18 protein-coding genes are annotated in these 22,367 nt (G+C 69.4%); 8 read left to right on the top strand and 10 right to left on the bottom strand.

All coding sequences use genetic code 11. The features are described from left to right. Position 1 precedes the first annotated feature (1 nt). Positions 2-2,095, top strand: a complete 2,094-nt coding sequence (locus ACI3KT_RS10490; protein ID WP_404904113.1) for a penicillin acylase family protein — start codon at positions 2-4, stop codon at positions 2,093-2,095. After that, positions 2,092-2,700, top strand: a complete 609-nt coding sequence (locus ACI3KT_RS10485; RefSeq protein ID WP_307294574.1) for a GNAT family N-acetyltransferase — start codon at positions 2,092-2,094, stop codon at positions 2,698-2,700. The genes ACI3KT_RS10490 and ACI3KT_RS10485 overlap by 4 nt, the downstream gene beginning before the upstream one ends. Here the strand turns inward: ACI3KT_RS10485 and ACI3KT_RS10480 are convergent. From ACI3KT_RS10480 to ACI3KT_RS10470, 3 genes are all read right to left on the bottom strand, one after another. Continuing rightward, entirely contained in the window at positions 2,693-3,325 is a 633-nt protein-coding gene (locus tag ACI3KT_RS10480) for a GyrI-like domain-containing protein (protein WP_404904112.1), read from the bottom strand. The two genes, ACI3KT_RS10485 and ACI3KT_RS10480, sit on opposite strands and share 8 nt — an antisense overlap. An 84-nt stretch (positions 3,326-3,409) precedes the next feature. After that, a complete protein-coding gene (locus ACI3KT_RS10475) occupies positions 3,410-4,273 on the bottom strand; it encodes a GyrI-like domain-containing protein (protein WP_404904110.1) in 864 nt (287 codons plus the stop codon). Between the two features lie 71 nt (positions 4,274-4,344). Beyond that, the gene (locus ACI3KT_RS10470; RefSeq protein WP_404904109.1) at positions 4,345-5,514 is read right to left on the bottom strand and encodes an ROK family protein; all 1,170 of its coding nucleotides are present in this window, start codon (positions 5,512-5,514) and stop codon (positions 4,345-4,347) included. 84 nt (positions 5,515-5,598) lie between these two features. Here ACI3KT_RS10470 and xylA point away from each other — a divergent pair, with 84 nt between their 5' ends. After that, positions 5,599-6,786, top strand: a complete 1,188-nt coding sequence (gene xylA, locus ACI3KT_RS10465; RefSeq protein WP_404904108.1) for a xylose isomerase — start codon at positions 5,599-5,601, stop codon at positions 6,784-6,786. 226 nt (positions 6,787-7,012) lie between these two features. Continuing rightward, entirely contained in the window at positions 7,013-8,302 is a 1,290-nt protein-coding gene (gene xylB / locus ACI3KT_RS10460) for a xylulokinase (RefSeq protein ID WP_404904106.1), read from the top strand. Positions 8,303-8,337: 35 nt separating this feature from the next. On the opposite strand, the gene treZ is transcribed toward xylB, so the two are convergent. The 7 genes from treZ to ACI3KT_RS10425 all read right to left on the bottom strand — a co-directional run bounded on the left by treZ (position 8,338) and on the right by ACI3KT_RS10425 (position 17,533). After that, positions 8,338-10,143 carry a malto-oligosyltrehalose trehalohydrolase gene (treZ, locus tag ACI3KT_RS10455; protein ID WP_404904104.1) on the bottom strand — a complete coding sequence of 602 codons (1,806 nt, stop codon included), beginning with the start codon at positions 10,141-10,143 and terminating at the stop codon, positions 8,338-8,340. Further along, the gene (gene treY / locus ACI3KT_RS10450) at positions 10,140-12,488 is read right to left on the bottom strand and encodes a malto-oligosyltrehalose synthase (RefSeq protein WP_404904101.1); all 2,349 of its coding nucleotides are present in this window, start codon (positions 12,486-12,488) and stop codon (positions 10,140-10,142) included. Before treY ends, treZ begins: the two co-directional genes overlap by 4 nt. Next, positions 12,485-14,713: a glycogen debranching protein GlgX gene (glgX, locus tag ACI3KT_RS10445; protein WP_404904099.1), complete on the bottom strand. Its 2,229-nt coding sequence runs from the start codon at positions 14,711-14,713 to the stop codon at positions 12,485-12,487. Before glgX ends, treY begins: the two co-directional genes overlap by 4 nt. Beyond that, positions 14,710-15,006, bottom strand: coding sequence for a hypothetical protein (locus tag ACI3KT_RS10440; RefSeq protein ID WP_404904097.1), 297 nt, complete (start codon positions 15,004-15,006; stop codon positions 14,710-14,712). The genes glgX and ACI3KT_RS10440 overlap by 4 nt, the downstream gene beginning before the upstream one ends. Before the next feature lie 118 nt (positions 15,007-15,124). Next, positions 15,125-15,262 (bottom strand): methionine/alanine import family NSS transporter small subunit, encoded by a 138-nt coding sequence (locus ACI3KT_RS10435; RefSeq protein WP_404904095.1) that lies wholly within the window; start codon positions 15,260-15,262, stop codon positions 15,125-15,127. Continuing rightward, positions 15,259-16,881 carry a sodium-dependent transporter gene (locus ACI3KT_RS10430; protein WP_404904093.1) on the bottom strand — a complete coding sequence of 541 codons (1,623 nt, stop codon included), beginning with the start codon at positions 16,879-16,881 and terminating at the stop codon, positions 15,259-15,261. Before ACI3KT_RS10430 ends, ACI3KT_RS10435 begins: the two co-directional genes overlap by 4 nt. 49 nt (positions 16,882-16,930) lie before the next feature. Next, positions 16,931-17,533, bottom strand: coding sequence for a TetR/AcrR family transcriptional regulator C-terminal domain-containing protein (locus tag ACI3KT_RS10425; protein WP_404904091.1), 603 nt, complete (start codon positions 17,531-17,533; stop codon positions 16,931-16,933). A gap of 193 nt (positions 17,534-17,726) precedes the next feature. Between ACI3KT_RS10425 and ACI3KT_RS10420 the strand changes: the two genes are divergently transcribed. From ACI3KT_RS10420 to ACI3KT_RS10405, 4 genes are all read left to right on the top strand, one after another. After that, entirely contained in the window at positions 17,727-18,974 is a 1,248-nt protein-coding gene (locus ACI3KT_RS10420; RefSeq protein ID WP_404904089.1) for an MFS transporter, read from the top strand. Beyond that, positions 18,971-20,557 carry an amidohydrolase gene (locus ACI3KT_RS10415; RefSeq protein WP_404904086.1) on the top strand — a complete coding sequence of 529 codons (1,587 nt, stop codon included), beginning with the start codon at positions 18,971-18,973 and terminating at the stop codon, positions 20,555-20,557. The genes ACI3KT_RS10420 and ACI3KT_RS10415 overlap by 4 nt, the downstream gene beginning before the upstream one ends. A gap of 182 nt (positions 20,558-20,739) precedes the next feature. Then, on the top strand, positions 20,740-21,414 hold the full coding sequence (locus ACI3KT_RS10410; RefSeq protein ID WP_404904083.1) for a rhamnogalacturonan acetylesterase: 675 nt from the start codon (positions 20,740-20,742) through the stop codon (positions 21,412-21,414). A 10-nt stretch (positions 21,415-21,424) separates the two neighbouring features. Beyond that, positions 21,425-22,357: an NAD(P)-dependent oxidoreductase gene (locus ACI3KT_RS10405; RefSeq protein ID WP_404904082.1), complete on the top strand. Its 933-nt coding sequence runs from the start codon at positions 21,425-21,427 to the stop codon at positions 22,355-22,357. Positions 22,358-22,367: the final 10 nt, after the last annotated feature.

Below are 22,367 nucleotides of genomic sequence, written 5' to 3'. Positions count from 1 at the left end.
GATGGCGGAGATCTTCCGTGACGGCCTGGGCATCCCGCACATCCGCGCGACGGATGTGCGGGATCTCGCCCATGCACAGGGTGAGGTCACCGCTCGCGACCGGGGCTGGCAGATCGAGGCCGACCGGCTTCGTGCGCAGGGCCGGCTGGCCGAGCTCATCGGCGACGCCGGCATCGCCTGGGACGTCTTCGCGCGACGGGCGCGGATCGATGACACCGCCCGGCGAGCATTCGCGGCTCTCGACGCGGAATCGCAGCGATTCATCAGCGACTACGCGGCCGGCGTGCGCGCCGGCATGAGCGATCTCGGCGGGCAGGCGGCAGAGTTCCGCATGCTCGACGCGAGATTCGACGACACCCGCCCGCTCGCGCCGTGGGACGACCACGACCCGCTCGGCGTGCTGCACGTCGCTCACGTGCTGTTCTCGACCTTCCCGCATGTGCTGTGGCGCGAGCACGTCGCGCGCACGATCGGCGACGACTGGGTCGACGTGTTCGCCGGGGACGAGCATGCCGACGAGACGCTGCCGACATCGGGGAGCAACGCCTGGGCTCTGCATGGCTCGCGGACGTCGGGCGGGTTGCCGCTGCTGGCCGGCGACCCGCATCGGCTGTTCGAGCTGCCCGGCGTGTACCAGCAGGTCCGCCTCGCGTGCGAGGAGTTCGACGTCGTCGGCTTCGCATTCCCCGGAGTGCCGGGGGTGCCGCATTTCGGCCACACCGGAGACTCCGCATGGGGCATCACGAACGCGATCGCGCACAGCGTCGACGTGTTCGAGGAGCGGCTTCGCCGCACGGGCGACGGATACCAGGCGTGGGGGCGGAACGGCTGGGAGCCGGTCGACGTTCTGCGGTCCACGATCCGGGTGCGCGGCGGAGCGGACATCGAGGTCGAGGCGCTGGAGAGCGTCCGCGGAAGCATCGTCACCGACCTGCACGAGCATGACGGCGAACTGCGCGGGTGGAGCATCCGCCACCCGGCCCGCGTCCACGTCGATCTGGGCGCCGCGGCGCTCCTGCCTCTCCTGCGCGCCCGCACCGCACGTCAGGTGATCGACGCGTTCGGATCCTGGGTCGACCCGGTCAATCGCGTGCTCGCCGCCGACCGATCGGGCACGGTGCTTTCGGCGACCGTCGGAGTCGTTCCCGACCGCCCCCGCTCCCAGCGACGTCGAGCGCTGCAGAACGGCACCCCGGTGGCCGCTCGGACGCTGCCTGCCGCCATCCCCGTGGCGGATCTCGCGGTGGATGCGAACGAACGCCCCGCGAGAGCGGACATCGATCTCGGTTGGGCCTACCCCTCGCGCCATCGTGCGCAGCGCATCGCGCACCTGCTCGAGACCCGGCGCCCGCGTAGCACCGCCGGCTTCGCCGAGGTCTGGAGCGACACGCAGGGCGGTGTGCGCACCGGGCTGCTCGCTCTGCTGCCCGCAGGCGACCTCCCCTCGCCCGCGGCCGAAGCGCGTGACGCGCTCGCCCGGTGGGACGGGCGCATGGATGCCGGCTCTCCCGCGGCCGGGGTCTTCGCAGCCTGGCGAGGCGCTCTGGTGCGGGCCGTCGCACAGCATCCGATCCTGTCCCCCCTGCGCGATCCGCACCTCTTCGGCGCGGTCTTCGACCCGTGGATGGCCGTCGAGGGCCAGATCGCCTCGGCCCTGCCGCGCCTGCTGCAGCATCCGTCGCTCGCCGCGGAGGCGGCGAACCTGGTGCGGGCCGCGCTCGAGCGTGCCGCCTCGGCCTCCGCCTGGGGCGCGACGCACCGGATGCTGCCCCTGCACGTGCTCGCCGATGTCGTCGGGATCGCTGCGCCCGGCACCGAGTTCGACACCGTTCTGTCGGGCGACGGCGACACGGTGCGCTGCACGGGATCGACCCCCGGCGTCACCGATCGCAGCTGGCGTGGATCGGTCGCCCGCTGGGCGTGGGATCTCGAGGATCGTGAGCGGAGTCTGTGGAGCGTGCCCTTCGGCGCCTCGGGCGACCCCGCCTCACCGCACTTCGCCGATCAGCACGCGGATTGGGCCGAGGTCCGTCCGACCGCGGTCGTCACCGACTGGAGCGCCCTCACCATCGACCGTCCGACGGGAGCATCATGACCTCCATCCGCAATGCCCGCCTGGTGGCCGGCCCGGCCGGCGCCCTCGTGCACGTGAACGACTCGGCGGCTCTGGGCCGCATCGAGATCTCCGTGCTCGACCCCGTCGGCGATCTCGATCTGCTGCACGAGTGGGTGACGCGCCCGAGCTCGCGATTCTGGGGTCTGGCCGAGCTGACCCCCGAGGAGCTCCGCGACCTCTACCTGTTCGTCGACGGCCTTGCGAGCCACCACGCCTTCCTCGTGCGTCGCGAAGGACTGCCGATCGTGCTGCTGCAGACGTACGAGCCCGAGAACGATCCGCTGGGCGATGCGTACGATGTGCTCCCCGGCGATGCGGGCCTGCACTTCTTCCTCGGCGACCGCGGCGAGCCTGTCCCGCGGTTCTCCTGGCACGTCTCCGACCTGATCGCCGAGTTCGTCTTCTCCCGCCCCGAGGTGGATCGCATCGTGATCGAACCAGACGTCGGCAACGAGCGTGCAGTGGCTCGCGCGGTCAAGAGCGGCTTCGAACTCGGACCGCTCGTTCAGCTTCCCGACAAGACGGGCCGCCTCGCCTTCCTGACCCGCGAACGGTGGGAGCGGCAGCGCGCAGCGGTCAGCTGATCGATGCCACCGGCTGGCGGAGGATCGTGCGCAGCTTCGCCGCCTCCACCCGTCGGGCGTCGCTGAGGTAGATCTCGTGGTGACGGCCGCGCATCCGCAGCCCGTTCTCGGGGACGAAGCGATGGTGCAGATCGTCGAGCACCGGAGCCTCGTCGTCGTAAGAGCCGATGTGCAGGGTCTGCACGCACTGCCCCTCATCGAGCGTCTCCAGTCGCACGAGCGGCAGCGCGGGCAGGGGCTGCTTCTTCTTCACAGCTTTGTTCGCCACCGTGTCGACCGCCTCGGCGAACATCGCGACCGTGATCTGCTCCGGCACCATGATCATCATCGTCCAGAGCCATGCGGACTTGTCGCGCCGGGTGGTGAACGACTCCATGTCGCTGGCATGCCAGAGCCCCTCGAGCGGCATGACCACCGCATCGATTCCGGCCTGCTCACGCAGTGCGAACTTCAGCGTGTAGGCGACGGGGTACAGCGCCGCGAGGGCATCTGCATACTCCCCGGACGTGTTCGGGTCACCGGCGCCGTCGACCATGAGGTACTGCATGGCCGGCACCTCGAGGACGCGGAGCTCCCCGCGCTTCGCCTGATACGCGTCGAGCGTCTTCTTCGGATCGATCGCCATGCGATCAGTGTCGCACCGGCCACGGACAGCGCTCGCGGGAGGCCCTGCCGCGGCGCGCGCGACAGGACCTCCCGCGGAGTGATCTCAGGCGGCCTCGACGGCCAGCCAGAGCTCGCACGAGGCGTGCGTGCCGGTGAACTCGAGGTAGCGGACGATCGACGGCCCAGGACGCAGCCGCCAGGGGTTCGAGGGGAACCACTCGGTCGCCGTCGCCGCCCACAGGTTCTGCAGGGTCTCCGGGAACGGTCCCTTCGCGGAGAACACCGCCCACGAGCCTGCGTCGACTCTGATCACGTCGAGATCGTCGGGCACAGGGGTGCCCGACTGCACGGCCACGCCGTGCAGATAGGTGAGTGTCGTGCCCTCGGGCGCATCGGGAGCGACATCGGCCGTGACGGCGAGGATCCCACGGGGCTCGGCGTCGCTGAGCGCCTTGAGCCTCGCGTGCTCCTCCGGTGCGATCGCGGCGATGTGCTCCTGGATGCGCGGATTCACGCCTTCATGGATGAGCGGGACCTGTGCGGCATGGCCGACCAGGACGAGTTCGGGCAGTGCGGTGATGGTGACGTCCATCTGGGTGCTCCCTTCGACGCTCAGGCGGAACCGGAGCGTGGGTTGTGTGCGGAGAGGCCCCCCGTCACGGCGCGCATCCGTCGCGCTGATCCCGTGCACGGCACGGAAGGCGCGGCCGAACGCCTCGATCGAGCCGTATCCGTGTCGCACGGCCACATCGAGCACGTTCGGCGCACCCGCCGCGAGCTCGGCGCCCGCTAGAGTCATGCGCCGCCGCCGTACGTATTCCGAGAGCGGCATACCGGCGAGCGCCGAGAACATCCGGCGCAGGTGGTATTCCGTCGTGCCCTGTCCATGGGCGAAGGCGGCGATGTCGAGCTCTTCCCCGGCGCTGCGTTCGACCAGGTCGACCAGCGCGTTCAGCGTTCCGATCATGAGGTCCTCCTTTCCCCACCATCGTCGCGGGCGGGAGCATGCCCGCACCCGATCATCCTGGCCGGATGCGGTCAGCCGCGCTCGGCCGGATTCGCGATGAGGCCGGCGAAGGCGAGTTCGGCGGCGCCGATCAGCAGACGGTCGGCCCCGAGGGCGGCGGAGCGGATGCCGAGGCCCTCGGCGCTCTCCGCCATGGCGAGCTCCGTCACGGCATCCATGATCTCCTCCCGGCGCAGTTCTCCGAGGGTCGCGAGGAAGCCGCCGAGCACGATGACGGCGGGATTGAGCACGTTCACGGCGTTCGCGAGCGCGCCCGCGAGGACGCGCCCCTGACGGGACACCTCGGCTGCGGCGTCGGGACTGCCCGACGTGCTGAGCTCGGCTGCGAGGACGTCATCGTCGGCTGCCTCGAGCCCGACGACGTCGAGCAGCAGCCGGCGGCTCACCTCGGCTTCGAGCACGCCGTCGGCCGTGCGGCGATCGGCGTCGTCGGTGATGCGCGGCCGATTCTGCCCGAACTCTCCTGCGTAGCCGCCCGCGCCCGCGACCGGGACGCCTCGGATGATGAGCCCGCCGCCGATGCCTGAGGCGCCGCCGTTCAGGTAGACGATGTCGTCGATTCCGTGTCCTGCACCGTAGCGGTGCTCCGCGACCGCGCCCAGACTGGCGTCGTTGTCGACGACCGTGGCGATGCCGCAGCCGTCGGCGACGAGGTCGGCGAGAGGCACGTCCCGCCATTCGAGGTGGGGGGCGTTGCGCACCACGCCGTCCGACGCGCGCACGAGACCGGGCACCGCGATGCCGATCGCGGTGATGCGGACCTGCGTGAGCGGTCCGTCGCTCCATTCCTGGAGCGTCTCGGCGAGCAGGGTCGTGAGACCCTGTGGCGTCGGAAGGGCCTCGTTCAGGACCCGCTTGCGCAGGCGGATGCTGCGGTCGAGCCCGATCGCAGCGATCTCGACGGCATCGACTTCCGGGTTCACGGCGATCGCGACGACATCGGAGGATGCCGCGACGACGGGCGAGGGGCGGCCGACCCGCCCCGGCGTCTCGGGAATCCTCTCGTCGACCAGCCCGAGCCTGATGAGTTCGCCCACCAGATCCGCGATGGTCGAGCGGTTCAGCCCTGTCGTCTCGGTGAGCGCGGCGCGGGACTGCGCACCCTCCTCGTGCACGAGTCGCAGGATGCGAGCGAGGTTGTGCGGACGGGTGCCCGGGGCCGGGCTCGACGGTGACGGCATCCCTTCACTGTAAGGGGTGGACAGCATCTCTGTCATGAGATATGTTGTCACTCACAACTTATTTCGACCTGCACAGGAGCAGTCATGAACACCCCCACCCGTGAAGACAAGTTCTCGTTCGGCCTCTGGACCGTCGGCTACAACGGCGCCGATCCCTTCGGCGGCCCGACCCGCCCCGCCCTCGACGTCGTGCACGCCGTCGAGAAGCTCGCCGAACTCGGCGCCTACGGTCTGACGTTCCACGACGACGACCTGTTCGCCTTCGGCTCGACCGAGGCCGAGCGCCAGACGCAGATCGACCGCCTCAAGGGCGCTCTCGCCGACACCGGCCTGATCGTGCCGATGGTCACCACCAACCTCTTCAGCGCCCCGGTCTTCAAAGACGGCGGCTTCACCTCGAACGACCGCGACGTGCGCCGCTACGCCCTGCGCAAGGTGTTCCGCCAGCTCGACCTCGGAGCCGAGCTCGGCGCCAAGACGTTCGTCATGTGGGGCGGGCGCGAGGGTGCGGAGTACGACTCCGCGAAGGACGTCCGCGCCGCTCTCGAGCGCTACCGCGAGGCCGTCAACCTGCTGGGCGACTACGTGACCGACAAGGGCTACGACATCCGCTTCGCGATCGAGCCGAAGCCGAACGAGCCCCGCGGCGACATCCTGCTGCCGACCCTCGGCCACGCGATCGCGTTCATCGACTCGCTCGAGCGCCCCGAGCTCGTCGGCGTGAACCCCGAGGTCGGGCACGAGCAGATGGCCGGGCTCAACTTCACGGCCGGCATCGCACAGGCGCTGTTCCACGGCAAGCTGTTCCACATCGACCTCAACGGCCAGCGCGGCATCAAGTACGACCAGGACCTCGTGTTCGGGCACGGCGATCTGCACAACGCGTTCTCGCTCGTCGACCTGCTCGAGAACGGCGGCCCCGGCGGCGTGCCCGCCTATGACGGCCCCCGTCACTTCGACTACAAGCCGAGCCGCACGGAAGACGAGAACGGCGTGTGGGAGTCGGCCGCTGCGAACATGCGCACCTACCTGCTGCTGAAGGAGCGCGCCGCGGCCTTCCGCGCCGACCCCGAGGTGCAGGAGGCGCTCGCCGCCGCTCGTGTCGACGAGCTGTCGACGCCGACCCTGGCCGAGGGCGAGACCTACGACGACTTCCTCGCCGATCGCTCGGCCTACGAGGACTTCGACGCGAACTCGTACTTCGGCGGCAAGGGCTTCGGCTTCGTCCGTCTGCAGCAGCTCGCCACCGAGCACCTCCTCGGCGCTCGCTGACCGATCTCGCGCGGTTCCGGTCACGCTGCGGGTGGGAAGCCGCCCGCAAGCGTGACCGGACACCGGGCCGGTCACACAACCGGCTGGTTCGGCCTCAGAAGCCGACCACAGGCGTGACCGGACATCGTGTCGGTCACAGAACCGACGGGTTCAGCGACCGAAGCCGACCACAGGTGCGACCGGCCTGAATCCTGGACACACCCGAAGCAATCGAGAGGATGCCGGAATGGCACTCGTGATCGGGGTCGACTCGTCGACCCAGTCCTGCAAGGTCGTCGTCGTCGACACTTCGACCGGAGCCGTCGTGCGCTCCGGACGAGCGTCGCATCCTGATGGCACGGCGGTCGACCCCGAGGCCTGGTGGCAGGCGCTGAACTCGGCGCTCGCGGAGGCGGGAGGCCTCGACGGCGTCGAGGCCTGGTCGATCGGGGGCCAGCAGCACGGCATGGTCGCGATCGACGCCGAGGGCCGCGTCATCCGCGACGCCCTGCTCTGGAACGACACCCGCTCGGCGGGAGCCGCCGCCGATCTGATCGCGGAGTTCGGCGCCTCGGCTCTGGCCGAGCGCACCGGCCTGGTTCCCGTCGCGTCGTTCACGATCACCAAGCTGCGCTGGCTGCGCGACAACGAGCCGGAGAACGCCGCCCGCGTCGCCGCGGTCGCTCTGCCGCACGACTGGCTGACCTGGCGGCTGCGCGGATTCGGGCCCGAGAATCCGGCGCTCGACGAGCTCGTCACCGACCGCTCGGATGCCTCGGGCACGGGCTACTGGAACCCGCGCACGGGCGAGTACGACCGTGAGCTGCTCGTCGCGGCGCTCGGTCACGACGCGGAGCTGCCGCGCGTTCTCGGCCACGACGAGAGCGTGACGGATGCCGGTGGCCGCCGCGTCGCGGCCGGCGCCGGCGACAACGCCGCCGCGGCCTTCGGTCTGGGCGCCGTGGTCGGCGACGTCGTCGTCTCGATCGGCACCTCGGGAACGGTGTGCGCGATCAGCGAGTCTCCCGTCTTCGATCCCTCGGGCACGGTCGCCGGCTTCGCCGATGCCTCCGGCAACTTCCTCCCCCTGGTCGCGACGTTGAACGCCGCTCGTGTGCTCGACGCCACGGCGTCGCTGCTCGGCGTCGCCCATGCCGAGTTCAGCGACCTCGCGCTGCAGGCCGCTCCTGGGGCCGATGGTCTGACGCTCGTGCCCTACTTCGAGGGCGAGCGCACGCCGAACCTGCCGGATGCCACGGCATCCCTCACCGGGATGACACTCGCGTCGACCACGCGGCCCAATCTCGCCCGCGCCGCTGTCGAGGGCATGCTGCGAGGCCTCGGCGCGGGTCTCGACGCTCTGCGCGATCTCGGCATCCCTCTCGAGCGGGCCCTGCTCATCGGCGGCGGAGCGCAGTCCGAGGCCGTGCGCGTCATCGCGCCCGAGGTCCTCGGGCTGCCGGTCGAGGTGCCGGATCCCGGCGAGTATGTGGCGCTCGGAGCCGCGCGGCAGGCCGCGCAGGCGCTCGGAGGCTGAGGCATCCGGGCAGACGCCTCGACGCTGCGCCCTCGCTACGAGGAGCTCGTGCGGTTCGTGTCCAGGTCCAGGCCCACCGGCTGAGCGGCGAGCTCCGGCCCGACCACGACGGCTGCATCGGGCGGGACCTCGAGGAGGCCCGCGTCGAGGTCCGCCGAGCGGGTCGACAGCAGCATCCGATCACCGGGTCGCACGTCGAACGCGACCGGTTCGCTCGTGAGGTTCACCAGCACCGACACCGCACCCCGCTCGATGCGGAACGCGCGGGCACGCGGCGGACCGTCGTCGCGGATCGAGGTGACGGCGGTCTTCGCGGCGTCGGGATCGGTGAGCTCGGGCCGCTGGATGCGCAGCGCGAGCAGCCGCCGATGCAGATCGAGCAGGCGCGCGTGCTCGCCCTGCTGGCGTTCCTCCCAGTTCAGATGCGAGCGATCGAACGTCGCCGGGTCCTGCGGGTCGGGCACGAGGGACCGTTTCCAGCCCATCTTCTCGAACTCGGCGATGCGCCCCTCCGCTGTGGCCTTCGCGAGTTCCGGCTCGGGATGCGAGGTGAAGAACTGCCACGGCGTGGATGCGCCCCACTCCTCTCCCATGAAGAGCATGGGAGTGCCGGGTGCGGTGAGCGCGAGAACGGCGGCGACCGCGAGCCGGTCGGGCGTCAGGTTCGCGCCGAGCCGGTCGCCGGCAGCTCTGTTGCCGATCTGATCGTGGTTCTGCATGTAGGTGACGAGTCGCCACGTCGGCACCGTCGGCGGTATCGGATGCCCGTGCGGCCGCCCACGGAAAGACGAGAACGTGCCGTCGTGGAAGAACCCGTGCTGCGTCACCTTGGCGACCGCCTCGGGGGCGGCGAAATCGTCGTAGTACCCCGTGGTCTCGCCGGTGAGGGCGACGTGCATCGCGTGGTGCCAGTCGTCCGACCACTGCGCCGTGAGACCGTAGCCGCCGGCCTCCCGCGGAAGGATGAGCGTCGGATCGTTGAGATCGGATTCGGCGATCAGGCTGAGCGGCCGGTTCTGCTGAGCGGAGAGCGCCTCGATGCGCTCGGCGAGCTCGGCGAGGATGTGCGTGGGCCGGTCGTCGTTCAGCGCGTGCACGGCGTCGAGACGGAGGCCGTCGACGTGGAAATCGCGCAGCCACATCAGCGCGTTGTCGATGATGTACTGGCGCACGGCCGGTTCGTCGAGGTTCACCTCGTCACCCCACGGGTTGCTCCGTCCCTCGCGCAGATACGGCCCGAACTCCGGCAGATAGTTGCCGCTCGGGCCGAAATGGTTGTAGACGACGTCCTGGATGACGCCCAGTCCGCGGGCGTGCGCGGCGTCGACGAAGCGCTGATAGGCGCGCGGGCCGCCGTACTCCTCGTGCACGGCGTACCAGAGCACGCCGTCGTATCCCCAGTTCCGTCGCCCGTTGAAGGCGTTGACGGGGAGCAGCTCGACGTGCGTGATGCCGAGGTCCACGAGGTGGTCGAGTCGGCCGATCAGAGCGTCGAGCGTCCCCTCGGGGGTGAAGGTGCCGATGTGCAGCTCGTAGATCGCGCCACCAGCGAGCTGCCGCCCTGTCCACGCCGCGTCGGTCCAGGCGAACGCCGCGAGGTCGAAGGCGGCCGAGGGTGCGTGCACGCCCTCGGGCTGCCGGCGCGATCGAGGGTCGGGCCGCACCTGATCTCCGTCGTCGAGCACGAAGCCGTAGCGGTCGCCGTCGGCCAGTTCGAGCTCTGCGCGCCACCACCCCTCCGCCTCAGAACGCCTGAGCTCGCGTTCGTCGATCGTCGCGCCCTGGTCGCCCAGAAGGCGCACCCGCACGCGGCGCGCCAGGGGCGCCCACACCTCGATCATCGGGCGTCCTCCAGCAGGGCCACCGGGTACTTCTCGAGCAGCTCGGCGAGGCGGACCGGCCCCGGTTCGATCCGCCGCCCGGTGAGCACGTCGGTCGCCGACAGCTCGGGGCGCATCAGAACAGTGTCCTGCCAGCCGCCGATCCGTGCGAGTCCCGCAGGCAGGCGGGTGGCGACCACCGTGACCCCGCCGCGATCGACCGCGACCGCGTGATCGGAGGACCCGCCGGTGACGACCAGCGGCCGATAGGCGCGGAACAGCTCGGGGTGGTCGCGTCGCAGGCGCAGCGCGCGAGAGGCCACGAGCATCTTCGCCCGACCCGAGACGTCGACCGGCGGAAGGATGCCACGGGCGACCTCAGCGTCCAGAGACTCGAGCATGCGAGCCCTGGCGACGAAGTCGACCGGGCGACGGTTGTCGGGGTCGACGAGCGACAGATCCCACAGCTCGGTGCCCTGGTAGACGTCTGGGACCCCCGGGCCGGTGAGCTGGAGCAGCTTGGCCGATAGCGAGTTCGACCAGCCGAAGCCCGCGATCTCCTCGACGAACCGGGCGAGGATCTCGGCGGCGGCCCCGTTCGCGGCATCCGCCATCTTCGCCAGGCGCTCTTCGAATGCGGCATCCGGATGCTGCCACCCCGTCGCCTCCGCTCCCTCGCGTGCAGCCTTGACGGCGTAGGCGAGCAGCCGGTCCGTCGAGATCGGCCACGCGCCCACTGCCGCCTGCCAGAACAGGGCATCGATCGGCCCGTGCCCCGAACCCGCCACAGCGCGCAGCTCACCCAGCACCTCGGCCCAGCGCTCAGGCATCTCCGAGAGCACCGAGAGCCGCGCGCGGACGTCTTCCGAGCGCTTGGTGTCGTGCGTCGAGAGAGTCGTCATCGAGTGCGGCCAGGCCGAAAGCCGCGCCTGCTGCGCGGCGTGGAACTCCCGCGTCGAGAGGGCGGCCTGCGAGGGGTCTCCCCCGACCTCGGTCAGCGTCCCGAGCCGCGTGAACCGGTAGAACGCGGTGTCCTCCACTCCTTTGGCCATCACGGCGCCGCTCGTCTGCTGGAACCGCTCTGCGACCTCGAGATCGGGGTCGGCGAGCAGGGGTTCGAGCTGCTCGATCGCCTCCGCGAGATCGGGACGCCGCCGAACCGCCTCGGCCACCGCATGCCGCAGGTGCTCGCGTCCGGCCGGAAGATATGAGCGGTACACGGGGAAGCAGGCGAGGATCTCGGCGAGCGCATCCGCCGCTCCCACGACGCCCATCGGGAGCACTCGCACCAGCCGTCGCACCTCCGATTGCAGCAGTTCGTCGGCGACCATCCGCTTGGTGTCGTGCACGAGTTCGAGCCATGAGGCCGGCCTCGCCAATCCGGTCTCCGCGCGCAACCGCTCGTCGATCTCGGAGAGCGCCTGCACACCGTCGGGGTCGACGAAGATGCGGTCGAGAACCGCGAGCGCTTCGTAGCCGGTGGTCCCGTCGGTGCGCCACCAGGACGGGAGCTCCTCGCCCGGTTCCAAGATCTTCTCGATGAGCGTGTAGGCGCCGCCCGTGCCGTCGGCGAGGCGTTCGAGGTATCCGCCGGGATCCGCGAGGCCGTCGGGGTGATCGACGCGCAGCCCGTCGGCGAGACCCTCGCGCAGCCAGCGCAGGATCTCCTGGTGGGAGTCCGCGAACACGTCGGGAAGCTCCACCCTGATACCGGCGAGCTCCGACACCGCGAAGAAGCGGCGGTAGTTGAGCTCAGCCGACTGGTCCTGCCAGAAGCGCAGCTCGTAGTGCTGGGCGGCGAGCAGCGCCGGGAGGTCGCCCACGAGTCGTGCTGTTCCCGGAGCGAGCGGCAGCACGTGCTCGAAGTAGCTCAGCGTGCCGTCCGGCGCGTCGGCGGCCGGCGTCGGGTCGACGGTGATGTCTCCCCTGGCGACCACCTCGTCCCGAGCGGCGCCGAGGATGGGCAGCCGCACCTTCCCGCCGCCGAGCCGTCCGTCGATGTCGAACGCACGGGCGTGCCGTGACTCCGCGCCGAGGCGCAGCACGTCCCACCACCAGGGGTTCTGCCGGGGCGCCGACACGCCCATGTGATTGGGCACGATGTCGATCAGGATGCCGAGGCCTGCAGCACGGGCGGCCGATGAGAAACGGCGCAGTCCCTCGGCCCCGCCGCGCTCGGCATCGACGCGCGGGTGATCGACGACGTCGTACCCGTGATCCGACCCCGACACGGCAGCGAGCAGAGGAGACAGATAGACCCAGTCGCCGCCGAGAGCCGCGACATACGCCGTGACGGCGGCGGCCTCGTCGAGCGGGAACCGGGACGTGATCTGCAGTCGGTACGTCGACAGCGGCTTCAGAGTCATGCGGTCACCGCGCCGGCATCCGTCTCTCCGGCATCCGCCTCTCCGGCGAGCGCTTCGCCGTGCTCGCTCTGCGCCCTCAGCGACGCCTCCACCGAGTCGTCGACGGGCCCCTCGTCGTCTCCCGCGGCCCGGAGCACGAGCAGCGACTTCGCCTCCATCGTGAACCCGCCGCCGGCCGAGAGCGGTTGCTCCTCGTCGGCCTCTCCCGCCGTGTCCACCACGACCTCCCAGCTGTCGCCGTGCCTGTCGTCGGGAAGAGTCACCTCGACGCGGTCGTCACCGCTGTTGAAGTACACGATGAAGTTCAGATCGGTCACCGGCCGGCCGCGTTCGTCCTTCTCCCGGATGCCGCGTCCGTTCAGGAACATCCCGACAGCACGGCCGAACCCCGAGTCCCAGTCCTCCGGCTGCATCGTGACGGCGTCCGGCCGCAGCCAGACGACGTCGGGCACGCGTTCGCCGTCGGCGACCCGCACCGGGCGGCCGTTGAAGAACCGGCTGCGACGGAAGGTCGGATGCGCGCGGCGCAGCCGCGTCAGCGCGGCCGTGAACTCGACCAGCGGGGTGTCCGCGGCATCCCAGTCGATCCACGTCGTCTCGTTGTCCTGCGCATACCCGTTGTTGTTGCCGCCCTGGGTGCGGCCGAGCTCGTCGCCGTGCGAGATCATCGGCACGCCCTGCGAGAGCAGCAGGGTCGCGAGGAAGTTGCGCTGCTGACGTGCGCGACGCCGATTGATCGCGGGGTCGTCAGTCGGACCCTCCGCGCCCATGTTGTCGGAGCGGTTGTGCGATTCGCCGTCGGCGTTGCCCTCGCCGTTCGCGTCGTTGTGCTTGTCGTTGTACGAGACGAGGTCCCGCAGCGTGAAGCCGTCGTGAGCGGTGACGAAGTTGATGGATGCCACCGGGCGCCGCCCCGAGTGCTCGTACAGATCGGCCGATCCGGTCAGCCGCGAGGCGAACTCTCCCAGCGCCTGGGGCTCCCCACGCCAGAAGTCGCGGACGGTGTCGCGGTACTTGCCGTTCCATTCCGTCCATTGCGGCGGGAAGTTGCCGACCTGGTAGCCGCCGGGCCCGACGTCCCAGGGCTCGGCGATGAGCTTCACCTGCGACACGATCGGGTCCTGCTGCACGAGCTCGAAGAACGTCGACAGCCGGTCGACGTCGTAGAACTCACGGGCGAGGGTCGAGGCGAGGTCGAACCGGAAGCCGTCGACGTGCATCTCGGTCACCCAGTACCGCAGCGAGTCCATGATCAGCTGCAGCGCGTGCGGGTTGCCGGCGTTCAGGCTGTTCCCGGTGCCGGTGTAGTCGGTGTAGTACCGCTTGTCCTTCTCGAGCCGGTAATACGCCTCGTTGTCGATGCCGCGCAGAGACAGGGTCGGCCCGAGGTGGTTCCCCTCGGCGGTGTGGTTGTAGACGACGTCGAGGATGACCTCGATCCCCGCCGCGTGCAGAGCCCGCACCATCGCCTTGAACTCCTGCACCTGCTGACCGCGTTCGCCGCTCGAGGAATAGGCGTTGTGCGGCGCGAAGAATGCGAGCGTGTTGTAGCCCCAGTAGTTCGACAGGCCCTTCTCCTCGAGCACGGCGTCGTCGAGGAACTGGTGCACCGGCATGAGCTCGATCGCCGTCACGCCGAGGCGGGTGAGGTGGTCGATGATCGCGGGGTGCGCGATGCCGGCGTACCGGCCGCGCAGGGAATCGGGGACACCCGGATGCCGCTCGGTGAGCCCCTTCACGTGGGCCTCGTAGATCACGGTCTGCGCGTAGGGGATCTTCGGCGGCCGGTCGCCCGCCCATTCGAAGAAGGGGTTCACGACCACGCCTTTGACCATGATCCCGGCCGAGTCGTCGTCGTTGCGGGAGTCGGGGTCGCCGAAGTCGTAGCCGAACGCCGGCTGCCCCCAGGCGATCTTCCCCGACACCGCTTTCGCGTAGGGATCGAGCAGCAGCTTGTTCGGGTTGAACCGCGCGCCCTGCGTCGGATCGTACGGCCCATGCACGCGGTATCCGTAGAGCTGGCCGGGTTGCAGCGAGGGGAGATAGCCGTGCCACACGAACGCGTCGACCTCCGCAAGGTCGACGCGCTGCTCGCCGCCTTTGTCGTCGAACAGACACAGTTCGACGCGTTCGGCCCCTTCGCTGAACAGCGCGAAGTTCGTCCCCTGACCGTCGAAGGTCGCCCCCAGCGGGTATGCCGATCCGGGCCAGATCTCGAGCGTCATGCGCGGCGCCGAGTGCGTCGCACCGAGGCGGCGTGCTCGATCACCGTCTGCACGGCGGTCTGGAAGTCGTGCCTCTGCGCGGCCTCCTCGGCCTTCGCGAAGGGGTGGCCTGCATAGCAGACGAAGACAGGGGGAACGACCTCGACATAGCCCACGGGACCATCATGCATGATCGCGTAGCGATCCAGGTCGACGAGTTCGTATGTCGGCTCAGCCGGCGCCTGAACGTCGTTCGTGGTCGTCGTGGATTCCCGCTGAGCGGAGCCGTGCGCGGTTCTGGTGGTGGCGGACATCTCGGCTCCTGACTCTGGGTTGTGAAGCCCAAGTTAGGAAGCCCGCTCCGTCTCGCCAACGGGATTGCCACGACCCGCGAGAAGAAGCTACTATCCCGCGCGACGCGCGGCGGAGCCGCTACAGCTCGACCGGCGGAGCCTCCGGCTCGGTCTCGGCCACCTCCGGGTGACGCGCGAGGTTCACGATCGCCGCGATCAGGCCGCCCCAGACCGTGACCATCGCGACGATCATCATGACGATCGCGGTGGGGGTCATGACGCCGTTCCTCTCTGCTCGGCGGAGGCGACCGGTATCGCGCTCGTCTCCGGGTCGGGTTCGTAGTGCTCCTGGGCGAGGAAGTCGTCGTAGTCGGTGTCGTCCTTCGCGTGCGAGCGTCCGCTCCACGGCAGAAGCGAGAGCAGCACCGCGAGGATCACGAGCGAGATCACCATCCCCCAGCCGAAGATCCCGAGGAACCAGGCCGGGTAGCCGCCGTACGGGGTCGTGATCTTGGCGATCAGCTCGCTGACGAACAGGTAGCCGAGCACGAGCGGTGCGAGGACGCCGACCAGCAGCATCCAGATCCGACCGACGGAGAAGCTCGATCTCCGGTTCAGGTGCTCCTTGAGCGCAGGCAGCTTGTGCAGCAGCCAGGCGACGACGATCACGGCGACGAGGGCGACGGCCATGATCCCGAAGGCGTTCACGAACGCGTCGGCGGTGTCGAGCACCGACAGCGCTGTGGTCGTCGAGAACAGGGCCATCGAGATGACGGCGAGCGGGAGGGAGACCGTGAGGGTGGTGCGGATGCGGTTCCACCCGAGCTTGTCCTGGAGAGCTGCGACGATCACCTCGAGGATCGAGATCAGCGAGGTGACTCCGGCGAACACGAGCGCTCCGAAGAACAGGACGCCGATGATCGAGCCGCCGGTCGCCTGCGAGACGATCGTCGGGAAGGCGATGAACGCGAGCCCGATGCCCGACGAGGCGACTCCGGCGACCTCGGTGCCCTGCGCCTGCGCCATGAATCCGAGCGCTGCGAACACGCCGATGCCGGCGAGGATCTCGAAGCCCGAGTTGGCGAAGGCGACGACGAGGCCTGAGCCGGTGAGGTCGGTCTTGCGCTTCAGATACGAGGCGTAGGTGACCATGATGCCGAAGGCGACCGACAGCGAGAAGAAGATGTGGCCGTAGGCCGACGCCCAGACGGCGGGGTCGGCGAGGGCTTCCCAGTTCGGCGTGAAGAAGGCGGTCAGCCCGTCGAGGGCGCCGGGCAGGAACAGCGACTGAACGACCAGCACCGCGAACATCACCGTCAGCAGCGGCATCAGGATCATGTTCGCGCGGCCGATGCCCTTCTTGACGCCCAGGCACATGATGACGATGACGGCCAGCCAGACCACGATCAGCGGGATGCCGACCTGAGGCACGAACTGGGTCGACACGCCGGTCTCGGCGACGTCGGCCGACTGCAGGAAGTCGACGAAGAAGAAGTCGTTCTCGTTGCCCGGCCCCCAGGTGAGTTGAGCGGAGAACCACGTGTACATCGCCGACCAGGCGATGATCACGGCGTAATAGACCGAGATGACGACGCAGATGAGGACCTGCCACCAGCCCAGCGTCTCCGCCGAGCGGTGCATGCGCCGGAACGCGAGCGGCGCCGAGCCGCGGAAGCGGTGACCGATCGCGTAGTCGAAGAACAGCAGCGGGATGCCGGCGGTCAGCAGCGCGCACAGGTACGGGATGAGGAACGCCCCACCGCCGCCCTCGTAGGCGACGTAGGGGAAGCGCCAGATGTTTCCGAGCCCGACGGCGGATCCGATCGCCGAGAGGATGAAGACGTTCCGCGAGCCGAATGCCTCGCGCTGGTTGGTCTGCGTCGTCGCTGTGGCCATGGCGGCGACGATACCCGAGAAACGGGGCGGATGCCGGGACGGACCCGCGTCACGCGGTGAGTCGTGCGCGAAGCGAATCGATGAGCACCGACACACCGAGTTCGAATGTGCGGTCCGCACGTTCTCTGCCGCGTTCGCCCGAATCGATGAGGCGTCCCAGCGTGCGCGTCTCCTGTTCCGGCCGCCAGACGTCGTCCGGCGCGGCGAGATCGAGGCCGAAGCCGATCGCGAACGCGTCGACGACGGCGATGACCGAGAGGATCTCATCTTCGGGGAAGCCGCCCTCGGCGAGCACCGTCGCCAGGTCGTCGTACACCTCGATCACGTCCGGGCTGGTGATGGTCTTGCCCACGAGCAGCGGGACCAGTCGCGGATGATCCGCGTACATCTGACGCAAAGCGCGAAGCATCGTGAGGACGTAGTCCTCCCACCTCTCCCCAGACACCTCGAGACGATAGGTCGCCAGGAGCCGGCCTCTGATGAGCTCGACGATCCCGTCCATGCCGTCCACGTGGTTGTACAGCGACGATGGCCGCACTCCGAGTCGTCTCGCGATCGCGTTGACTCCGAACGGCTCGCCGGCGCGAGACAGGGCGAGCCCGGCGTCTCCGATGATCTCCGGCGACAGCAGCGGAGTGGATGGCCTGGGCATGGGTGACTCACTCTCAGCAGAACGTAACGTCGTCGCAACACCGGGGCTTCCCTGCGACTCCTCCTCCGTGCATACTAATGAACACCATTCGTTTACGAACACCATTCGTTTACGAGAACGTGCTCCACGAACGCACCCCCGGCCTCTCCCGATCCCGCACGCCGTCGTGCACCACCTGCCCTTGGAGTCCTCCATGACAGCAATCGATCTCGGCACACGAGTACCACTGCGTCTCCCCACAGCCACTGCGACGTTCGCCGTGGGCATCGCCGGCTACGTCGGTGTCAACCTCTCGCCCTACATGATCACCGCGGCACAGACCGCTCTTCACGTCGATGTCCTGACGTCCAGCTGGATCGTCACGGCGAGCCTCTTCCTCACGGCGTTGGCAGGTCTGGCGATCGCTCCGCTGTGCGCCGGCCCTCACCGGAGAAACGTCGCCCGAGCGGGTCTTGTCGTCGCCACGCTCGGCTTCGGCATGGCCGCCCTCGTTCCCGCCATCTTGATTCCGGGCCTCCTGGTCGGCGGCCTCGGAGCGGGTGGGGCCATTGCTGCGGCAGGCGCGGCGATGGCCGCGTTCCGCAATCCCGAACGTGTGGCCGGACTGAGCGGCCTCGTGAAGGGAGGTCTCATCACCATCGTGATCGCCGTCATCCCTCTCATCGGGCTCGTTCCGATCGCCGTCTTCGGCGCGATCGCCCTGTTCAGTCTGATCGCGCTGCTGTTTTCGGCGTGGCTGCCTGCAGTGCCCGTCATCGATCCGCAGGCGGGTGCCGCCGTGGCGGAGGCCATGCCGATCGAGGTGCCGCCGACAGGCGCGGTCCGCCTCTCACCTGCACGGTCGCGCGCAGTGACGGTCGCCGGGTTCGGACTGCTCGTCGCCTTCGCGCTCTGGGCTGTGAGCGAGGACTCCCTGTGGGCCATGGGAGGTGTGATGGGCGCCGATCAGGCGGGCCTCACCCCCGAGGGGCTCGGCGTCGCGCTCAGCGGGGCGACCGCGGGAGGGCTGATGGCCGCGCTGCTTCTCATGATCGTGGGCGACCGGCTCGGTCGTGCGGTGCCACTGGTGGTGCTGATGCTGGTCGGTGGCGTCCTGAAGATCATCGAAGGCTTCATCACCGACGCCACCGCGTTCACCATCGTGTTCATCGCATGGCAGGTCGTCTATGCGCTCGGATTCATGTACTTCATCGCGACTTCTGCAGCCCTCGACGCCGGAGGGCGCTGGTCGGCGCCGCTGCTGTCGGTCTACCTCGTCGGGTCGGCCCTGACACCGGTGGTCGGCGCCGCGCTGATCAGCGTCCTTGGCTACCAGAACTTCGCGATCACCCTCGGCATCGCGAGCTTCGCGCTCGCGGTCCCGTCCGGGGCGATCGCCCTGCTGGCCACGCGCCTGGAGCGCACCACCACCAACACCTACAAGGAAGAGATCTCCGCATGACCCGCACGCTGTACCGCAACGCCCGATTCTTCACCGCCGACGAGCGGCAGTGGGCCGACGTCGTCGTCGTCGAAGACGGCTCATTCGTCTTCGTCGGCACGGAGGACGATTCTCCGACCTGCGATCGGGTCGTCGATCTCGAGGGCCGGCTCGTGCTGCCCGGCTTCACCGATGCGCACACCCACCTGCTCCTGATGGGCAGCTCGCTCGGCCAGGTCGGCCTCACGGATGCCGGCACGCTCGAGGAGATCCAGGAGCGACTGCGGGCGGCGAGAGCGCACGTCGTCGACGAGCTCTACGGCGGTGGCTGGCTCTTCGACTCCATCGACGGCGCTCCGACGGCCGCGATGATCGACGCCGCGGTCTCCGACATCCCGGTCTACCTCTTCGCGAACGACTACCACTCGTGCTGGGTGAACAGCGCGGCGCTCGCCACTCTCGGCATCACGCGCGACACGCCCGATCCGATCGGCGGACGTATCGAACGGGATGCCGATGGCGAGGCCACCGGGATGCTGTACGAGACCGCCCTGAAGCTCGCGTGGACGCATCGGGATGCGACGACCAGCGACGCACAGCGCGACGCCGACATCGACCGGGTCGTGGCCGCGTACCTGGCATCCGGTGTCACGGCGGCTGTGGACATGGCCTTCCAGGAGAACGGGCTCACAGCGCTCGAACGGGCCGCCGCTCGCGGGGCCATGCCGTTGCGGATCGACGCGCACTGGTTCATCCTCAACACCGGACAGGATGACGAGAACCTCGCACAGGTCGCTCGCGCCGCAGAGCTCGCGGCGGCGGAGAACCCCGGCGTCCGTGTCATCGGCATCAAGCTGATCGTGGACGGCACGATCGATGCGTGCACCGCTGCGATGGGGCATCCGTACGCCGACGGCTCGAACGCCGACCCGATCTGGCCGGCCGAGCGGCTGTTCCCGGTCGTCGCCGCGGCGGATGCCGCGGGCCTCCAGATCGCCATGCACGCGATCGGCGACGCGGCAAGCACGCTCGGGCTCGACGCGATAGAGAACGCGATCACCGTGAACGGCGACCGCCCTCGTCGCCATCGCATCGAACACCTGGAATATGCGGCACCCGGCACGGCCGAGCGGATGTCGCGGCTCGGAGTCACGGCGTCCATGCAACCGGTCCACGCCGACCCCGCCATCTTCACGAACTGGGCCGCGCAGCTCGACGACGACCGCGTCGAGCGGGCGTTCCCCTGGTCCGAGTACGAGGACGCCGGGGCGCTGCTCTCATTCTCGACCGACGCCCCGACCGCCCCCTACGACCCGCTCGCGAACCTGTATGTGGCGGCGACACGCGGCTCCGCGCTCGATCCCTCGCTCCCGGCCACCCACCCTCAGTACGCTCTGCCGCTCGATCGGGCGATCGCCCATGCCACGAGGGATGCGGCCGCGTCGGTCGGCGACGGCGATTGGCGCGGGCGCATCGCAGTGGGCCACGCCGCCGACTTCGCGGTTCTCGACGCCGACCTGTTCGTCGAAGGCGCCTCGTCGTTGCTCACGGCTCGGGTGGTGCGCACCTTCATCTCGGGATCCGAAGTCTTCGCGGCTCAGTGACCGCTTCGGCCTCCGCTCCCCCGCAGGATGCGGCAGAGCGGGGGTCCGACTGCCGTGGCGTTTTCTCCAACAGACTGTTCGCCGAATACCTTCCCCCCGGGTCAGGAGAAGCATTTCGGGAACTGGTCGATACCATCGACGCAGGCGGTCGCAGACCGGTCGATCCACCGAAGGAGCACGGAATGACCTACCACCTGGCCGGGGACTCGACGGTCGCGCCGATGAAGCCGGCCGAAGAGCCGATGTCGGGCTGGGGGCAAGCGCTGGAAGGCTACGTCGACGCCCCGGTGCACAATCTCGCCTTCGGCGGAGCGACGACCGACAGCTTCATCGCCTCGGGCTCGTGGGACGCGCTCATCGCCGAGGTCGAGGAGGGCGACACGGTCGTCATCCAGTTCGGTCACAACGATCAGAAGGAGCCGGAGCTTCTCGCGTCTCGCGGCGGCTACGCCGACCGCCTGCGCCGTTTCGTCTCCGAGACCCGGGAACGCGGAGCGCGAGCCGTGCTGTGCACGTCGGTCGAGCGCCGCTGGTTCGACGGCGACGTCGTCACGCCGACGCACGGCGACTATCCGAACGCCGTGCGCGACCTCGCGCATGAGCTCGACGTGCCGCTGATCGACCTCACCGTGTTCACCACCTGGCTCTACGAGGAACTGGGAGACACGGCATCCGCTCGCCTGCTGTCGCACTACGCGCCGGGCGAGACCTCGGCCTGGCCGGAGGGTCTCGCCGACGACACGCATTTCCGGTTCGAGGGGGCGAAGAAGATCGCCGCCTTCGTGGCCCGCACGCTGCGCGCGATCGAACGGCGCGACGGCGATCAGCCCGCCAAGGGCTCGCTGCTGGTCAGTTGAAGGAGCACGCATGAAGATCCTGATCCCGAACACGATCGAGTTGAACCTGCGGGCGGGTGACGACGTCGTCGTCTACGACGTGAACGCAGCGGTGCCGGCCGCGCATCGCGACGCCGAGGTCCTCGTCGCCTGGCACAACTCGGCGGAGCAGTTGGCGGATGCTGCGCGCACCCTGCCCGCTTTGAGGCTCGTGCAGGCGCTGGCGTCGGGGGCCGACGTCGTGCTGAATGCCGGGTTCGCCGCCGATGTGAGCATTTGCTCGGGGCGCTCGCTGCACGACGGGCCGGTCGCCGAGCACGCGCTGGCGCTGATCCTCAGCGCTGTCCGCCGACTCGATCGTCTGCAGGACGCGCAGCACGCCCACCTCTGGGATGAGGAATTCATCGCCGCACAGGCCGCGCCGGCGACCCGCGACCTCTACACGCTCGCCGGCGCGACGGTCACGATCTGGGGCTTCGGGTCGATCGCCGCCCGGCTCGCGCCACTGCTGCAGCTGCTCGGCGCCGACGTGCACGGCATCGCGCGCTCCTCCGGCGAGCGCTCCGGGGTGCCGGTGGTCGCGGAAAGCGACGCGAGTGAGCTGCTCGGCCGGACCGACGTGCTCGTATCGCTGCTGCCCGCCACCGCAGAGACCGCGGAGCTGTTCGACGCCTCGGTCTTCGAGTCGCTCAAGCCTGGCGCCGTGTTCGTGAACGTGGGCCGGGGCGCCACGGTCGACGAGAGCGCCCTGATCGACGCGCTCGCATCGGGTCGGCTGCGCTCCGCGGCGATCGACGTGACGCGGACCGAGCCGCTGCCCGCCGACTCCGCGCTGTGGGACACCCCGAACCTGGTGATCACACCGCACGTCGCAGGCAACCGCCCGGTCGGGTCGAGCGCGCTGATCGATGAGAACGTGCGGCGGCTGCTCGCGGACGAGGAGCTTCTGAACCGCGTGCGGTGATCCGGGTCGG

The sequence above is a fragment of the Microbacterium sp. ZW T6_19 genome, from assembly GCF_044987465.1.
In the GTDB taxonomy this organism is placed as follows: Bacteria; Actinomycetota; Actinomycetes; order Actinomycetales; family Microbacteriaceae; genus Microbacterium; species Microbacterium natoriense_A.
Note: the sequence above shows the minus strand (reverse complement) of the source record. Positions and strands in the feature narration are given on the sequence as shown.

Coding starts and splice junctions, on each gene's coding strand:
- ACI3KT_RS10490 (WP_404904113.1), top strand. CDS start 2: ATGGCGGAGATCTTCCGTGACGGCCTGGGCATCCCGCACATCCGCGCG.
- ACI3KT_RS10485 (WP_307294574.1), top strand. CDS start 2,092: ATGACCTCCATCCGCAATGCCCGCCTGGTGGCCGGCCCGGCCGGCGCC.
- ACI3KT_RS10480 (WP_404904112.1), bottom strand. CDS start 3,325: ATGGCGATCGATCCGAAGAAGACGCTCGACGCGTATCAGGCGAAGCGC.
- ACI3KT_RS10475 (WP_404904110.1), bottom strand. CDS start 4,273: ATGATCGGAACGCTGAACGCGCTGGTCGACCTGGTCGAACGCAGCGCC.
- ACI3KT_RS10470 (WP_404904109.1), bottom strand. CDS start 5,514: ATGCCGTCACCGTCGAGCCCGGCCCCGGGCACCCGTCCGCACAACCTC.
- xylA (WP_404904108.1), top strand. CDS start 5,599: ATGAACACCCCCACCCGTGAAGACAAGTTCTCGTTCGGCCTCTGGACC.
- xylB (WP_404904106.1), top strand. CDS start 7,013: ATGGCACTCGTGATCGGGGTCGACTCGTCGACCCAGTCCTGCAAGGTC.
- treZ (WP_404904104.1), bottom strand. CDS start 10,143: ATGATCGAGGTGTGGGCGCCCCTGGCGCGCCGCGTGCGGGTGCGCCTT.
- treY (WP_404904101.1), bottom strand. CDS start 12,488: ATGACTCTGAAGCCGCTGTCGACGTACCGACTGCAGATCACGTCCCGG.
- glgX (WP_404904099.1), bottom strand. CDS start 14,713: ATGACGCTCGAGATCTGGCCCGGATCGGCATACCCGCTGGGGGCGACC.
- ACI3KT_RS10440 (WP_404904097.1), bottom strand. CDS start 15,006: ATGTCCGCCACCACCAGAACCGCGCACGGCTCCGCTCAGCGGGAATCC.
- ACI3KT_RS10435 (WP_404904095.1), bottom strand. CDS start 15,262: ATGACCCCCACCGCGATCGTCATGATGATCGTCGCGATGGTCACGGTC.
- ACI3KT_RS10430 (WP_404904093.1), bottom strand. CDS start 16,881: ATGGCCACAGCGACGACGCAGACCAACCAGCGCGAGGCATTCGGCTCG.
- ACI3KT_RS10425 (WP_404904091.1), bottom strand. CDS start 17,533: ATGCCCAGGCCATCCACTCCGCTGCTGTCGCCGGAGATCATCGGAGAC.
- ACI3KT_RS10420 (WP_404904089.1), top strand. CDS start 17,727: ATGACAGCAATCGATCTCGGCACACGAGTACCACTGCGTCTCCCCACA.
- ACI3KT_RS10415 (WP_404904086.1), top strand. CDS start 18,971: ATGACCCGCACGCTGTACCGCAACGCCCGATTCTTCACCGCCGACGAG.
- ACI3KT_RS10410 (WP_404904083.1), top strand. CDS start 20,740: ATGACCTACCACCTGGCCGGGGACTCGACGGTCGCGCCGATGAAGCCG.
- ACI3KT_RS10405 (WP_404904082.1), top strand. CDS start 21,425: ATGAAGATCCTGATCCCGAACACGATCGAGTTGAACCTGCGGGCGGGT.